The organism is Mesorhizobium sp. LNHC229A00, assembly GCF_000502415.1.
In the GTDB taxonomy this organism is placed as follows: Bacteria; Pseudomonadota; Alphaproteobacteria; order Rhizobiales; family Rhizobiaceae; genus Mesorhizobium.
This window is the reverse complement of the sequence record NZ_AYWQ01000104.1, coordinates 1-1,895: the sequence shown is the minus strand read 5'-3', so window position 1 is coordinate 1,895 and position 1,895 is coordinate 1. Positions and strand designations below refer to the sequence as shown.

Below are 1,895 nucleotides of genomic sequence, written 5' to 3'. Positions count from 1 at the left end.
GTGGCAAGTTCGGATAACGACATTGGCGCAAGATCGGCATTAACGCCGATCTTGCGCAGCGAAGCCGCCAGAAGCTGCGAGGCATTGCTACCCGTCGCCCAATCCGTGGGCTGCAGAATGACGACTTTCGCGCCGGCGTATCCCGCCTCCGCGAATAGCTGCTTTGCCTTTTCCGGGTCGCCTCCTTTCTTAAACCATTCCGTATTTTCGTCATTCGAGTACGAGGTGTTGTTTCCAAACATTGAAGTAATATTGCGGCGGTATTTCTGGTCGGTAGATATAATCTGCAGAAAAGCGTCCTGATCGATCAAGTGAAGCATTGCCTGGCGCGCCTTCACATTGTCAAACGGCGGCTGTAGGAAGTTCATGCGAACAAAATAGGCGTTACCGGCTCTATTTAAAACCTGGAGTTCAAGATTTGGATCATTCTCAATCACAGGGTAAAGATCGGGAGAGGGTCCGGAGAGGAAATCAACCTCGCCGGCCTGCAAAGCTGCCAAAGCGGTCTGCGGATCGGTGATAGTCTCAAAGATCATACGGTCGACATTTACGACTTTGCCACCGGCGTATCCACTGGCTGGTTCGCTGCGTGGCACGTATTTTTCGTTGCGGTCATAAGTGGAGCTTGCGCCGGGCTTGTAAAGAGCATGATTGAATTTGAGCGGCCCCGATCCGATGTTCGCCGTCACCTGCTCGGTTGGAGGGCGGTCTGCATCGTTCTCGCGCATAATAGGTAGATAATACCCGGCCAATGACCCCAGCAGCTCCGTAAGAATCCCCAGCGGCTCGTTCAGTGCGATCGCGAATGTCCTGTCGTCTTTCTTCGAGATATCCTTGGTTCGCTCCATAAGCCGCTGCCCGGCGGAATCCACTTGGGTCCACCGACGGATCGAGGCCACGCAGTCCCCCGCAGTAACGGGTGTGCCGTCGTGCCAGCCCAAGCCGTCACGGAGTTCGAACGTATAGGNGAGTTCAGACGTGTGCTCTTCCGATCTATCGCTAGGGCGTGCTGGTAGGTCATGTTTTCTGTCGATAAGAGCGGATCGAAGATGCGGAGATCTCCCATTGCCATGCGGACCGTCCGAGCGTCGGCTGACGATGTCTGGGCCCGAAGAACCGACGGAATCGAAAAAGCCGTTCCTGCGGCCATGCTTATCTTAAATAGATCGCGCCGAGAGATTGTCATGTTCCACTCCTTCGTTTTGACCGGAGGCTCAGGTCGCGCCGCCAATTTTTGCTGATCCGGATGGGCTTCTTTGCTCAGGGTTCGATGATCGGAAGATCTATGTGACAACCGTCTGGGCCACGATGAAACTTCAGGAAGGGCGGCGCCCCGTCGGCGGGCACATTGGCAAACACCTTCTCACTGCCGGCGAGACATACCCTCAGGCGGTAACCCGCTGGCAGCCGAACGGAGATCGGATGCATCGTGAACTCAAGGATGGCGGGCTCGCCCGGCGTGAGCGGTTCGGCATCGCGTTTCAAATAGCTATGCTGCGGTCCAAGGACGCTGAAAGGTGACTCGGTCCACACCTTCCGGTGTAGGGCGCGCATCTGACCTTCCGTGAGATAACAGCAGATCCCGTCCGGCTTTACGGCTTCGAGGTAGACGAAGAAGCTACCGTCCTCGCGAGTCGAAGTTATCTTCAGATGGATGATAGGATGTCCGGTGATCTCGATGTCACGCGTCAACGGCTCGCTCGTGTAGGCGAGGCGAGAGGCATCGAACTGTCGCCGATCTCCATAATCGACCTTCAGTCCGCCGCTCATCTGGGTTTCCCACCGGGTCGTGTCGACGTCAACGGCCGTCGGGTCGACTTGGAGTGAGTCCAAGCCCGCCTCGTCGGGCGATGTGTTCAGGCGGAAACTACTCGCTATGTACCACCGTCGGCGGG

The 1,895-nt window shown here is 56.5% G+C and carries 2 protein-coding genes; both read right to left on the bottom strand.

Annotated features, from left to right (window positions below; genetic code table 11):
* Window positions 1-941: ABC transporter substrate-binding protein (locus tag X742_RS140390; protein ID WP_245275667.1), on the bottom strand; the 941-nt coding region annotated here is incomplete at its 3' end.
* Between the two features lie 319 nt (window positions 942-1,260).
* The gene (locus tag X742_RS140395) at window positions 1,261-1,860 is read right to left on the bottom strand and encodes a CocE/NonD family hydrolase (RefSeq protein WP_280800210.1); all 600 of its coding nucleotides are present in this window, start codon (window positions 1,858-1,860) and stop codon (window positions 1,261-1,263) included.
* Window positions 1,861-1,895: the final 35 nt, after the last annotated feature.